This is a genomic window from Paenisporosarcina sp. P4_D4 (assembly GCF_056401835.1).
Map to the genome: position 1 here is coordinate 1 of NZ_JBFUIO010000204.1, position 2,746 is coordinate 2,746.

Here is a 2,746-nt window from a genome sequence, read left to right on the forward strand (position 1 = left end):
ATCTGAGTTATCCCTAATTACACTTACTTTTTATAATGACACTCCGAATAGTGCATTAATATCATCGAGAATTCCATGAGTCTGTTTATTTTCTTTACGTTTCAATTCTTCAACATAGTCAAAAGATGGGGTTCTCGGTTCATTCATAAATCTCTATTGACTTTTTTTCTCATTCTTTAATTGGAGCTTTGCATCTTCTAGGTTTTTCTGATTCAATCTGCTTAGAATAAGACCTGTTGAACCTTGAGGTAGAGTGTCGATATTTACACCATTCATTGCATTATGAATAGCTTTTACAACTGTTTCTGATCCATAGTCCTCAGCCAATTGGTTAAGCTTCTTTGCAGAGTTATTATTCTGTTCTCCTTGGTAATTAGTGAACCATTTTTGGATATTGGCATCAGAAATGAACACTTTTTGTCTCGACTCTTTAGGTGTTTCTTTTGAATTCGCTTTTATTGGCTTAGCAACCTTAACCGAACTAGACGAATCAGCAGTGAAATAGACCTCCAACACCTCAGTGTTAAGATAGTAACAATTTACATTTTTCTCTTTGCCGCCTTTTTTGTACGATCTTTTAACCGTCATTAATCCTTTTTGTTCTAAAACTTGAATATGACTCTTAACGCTTCTTTCTGATTGTCCTGTAATATTTGCAATACTTGAGATAGGAGGATATGCGTATACTTGACCTTGTTCATCTTTTGTATTGGATTGAATACTCATATTTCTAAACGATACCAACGCACCATATACAAGCGTTTCTCCAACCTTTAACTCAAAATCACTCATTAAATTTGTATTAAACTTTATAAACCCTATTTTGCTTTCTTTCATACACTATAACCTCTTTTTTTTTTTATAAAAAAAGTCATAATGCTTACTCACAAAAGTCTTCATTCCCCTGTTTGAAATAGAGAGAAAAAGAAATAGAATAGAGAGGAGCAAAGCGACTAGGAGCGTAAGCGACCCTGTTTACTTACTTCTCTYATTTATTCCTCTAATACTTCCTCTTATATTGGGCAAATTTCGCACTACCTCTATACAATTTTTGCACTACATTAAGTGTAATTTTTTCACTAGGGTAGTGTAAATTTTGCACACCCTCTATATCATCATAATCAAACCTTAATTGTATCAACTAATAAGTAAAACATCCTCTACCTTATGGGAAGAGTGGATCTATTACTATAAATACCATTCACTTGAATTTCACTTCGGTAAACTGCTTTCCACTGATTGTAATTTGTACTTTTTCTAATTGCCCTTGACCTATTGCATTAGCGAATTTCTTTAATAACATTGGTTCTAAAACTTCATTTGGTATCGAACGAATTACTTCTATTAGGATTCGAGTTCCTTTTGAAATATTACACACTTTACACAATACCCAAGCATTTTCCTCAATACTAGCTGTATTTGGTCTGCATACATTCTGTGCGAGTTTATGGTCAACTTGCACTTCACTAGTACTCTTGCATATTTGACACAATGAACTGTACTTCTTTAAGATTGCCTGCTTTTGATTCTTGGAAAAATCACCACCATTCTCCCTGCGTTTTTTATCCCGTTCATTGTTACAATCTCTACAAGCACTAGTAACACCATCTTTTTTACTACTATCTTTACTGAATTCTTCTACACTCTTATTTCCTTGGCATTTACTGCATTTTTTTAACATTTAATATGCGTAGTGAACAGACTCTCTCTCTCACTCACACTATTTTTACTACTCTATCCTCGCTTTCTATAATTTGATTTGGGGTTTCTGCATTACCTATCGTCTACATGAACCTGCAACCTGCAAAATATTGGATTAGCTTTTACTTTCCCTTGTAGTAGGTCATAGGTAGACAAACGTTTAATTCCTATCGAGAAGGTTGCATAACATTATTATACACTTGGGAAATTTACTAAATTTGTGCAAGAACCATCAATAAAAAGCTAACGGTTCTTCATGTTAAACCGAAAATTCGTGTCAAGTACTTTTTTAAAAAATAAGCTAGTTTTTCGGACTTGGAACTGGCTTCGTAACAAGGTGAGGTTTCTTCTAGCGGAAGATCGATTTGTTATTATGAGGAAATTTTATATTGAGCTTGATTTACCTTGAATTTATTTATAGAAGAAAAGAAAGAAGAAGAGGAGAAGTAGATTAAATGTGTTTCGTATCGAATCGAAAAAATACCCCTCTCGTGTGAATCAACGTGCTAACCAACTGGTCGGGGAATTAATTCAACCTTTACTCTTATATCAGTAATACCAAGAAGAAACCCAATCTCAAAGCAGGTTGAAACGAACGTGATTAATAGAATTAACTATTTACAATCATACATTTGTTTCAACTGAGAAAAAGATATCTCAATACCAATCTTTTTTAATCTATTTTGTCTTTGTAAGAAAACTGTACGTAAAAGTTCTTCTCGCTCAATGTCAGTCCCCAAATGAACAAGACGATGGCAATTTGGGCATAGGGCTGCAACATTTGCTGTTTGATCTAATTCATACTCGAAGTGTTCTTGTTTCGACATCGGGACAATATGATGAGATTCTACATATTGCTGCCGTGTTGCCTTTGATGTAAAAGTTTGATGAAATTCATTTATCACACATTTATACCTTGCCCCTATCAATGCTTTTGCCGAGACAGAAGAACGTCTTGGGAACGATTCTTTCCCCTCACTAGTTCGAAAAGGTAATCGTCTACGGATTTTTTTATCTATTTCTTTTTCATTTACGTCCACTACTC

General features: G+C 34.1%; 3 protein-coding genes. All 3 read right to left on the reverse strand.

Annotation, left to right across the window (positions count from 1 at the left end; all coding sequences use genetic code 11):
• Positions 1-153 precede the first annotated feature (153 nt).
• Positions 154-837 (reverse strand): helix-turn-helix domain-containing protein, encoded by a 684-nt coding sequence (locus tag AC1DSL_RS17010; protein WP_477533119.1) that lies wholly within the window; start codon positions 835-837, stop codon positions 154-156.
• Between the two features lie 364 nt (positions 838-1,201).
• Positions 1,202-1,681, reverse strand: a complete 480-nt coding sequence (locus tag AC1DSL_RS17015) for a hypothetical protein (protein WP_477533120.1) — start codon at positions 1,679-1,681, stop codon at positions 1,202-1,204.
• Between the two features lie 634 nt (positions 1,682-2,315).
• Positions 2,316-2,746: HNH endonuclease (locus AC1DSL_RS17020; RefSeq protein WP_477533121.1), on the reverse strand; the 431-nt coding region annotated here is incomplete at its 5' end.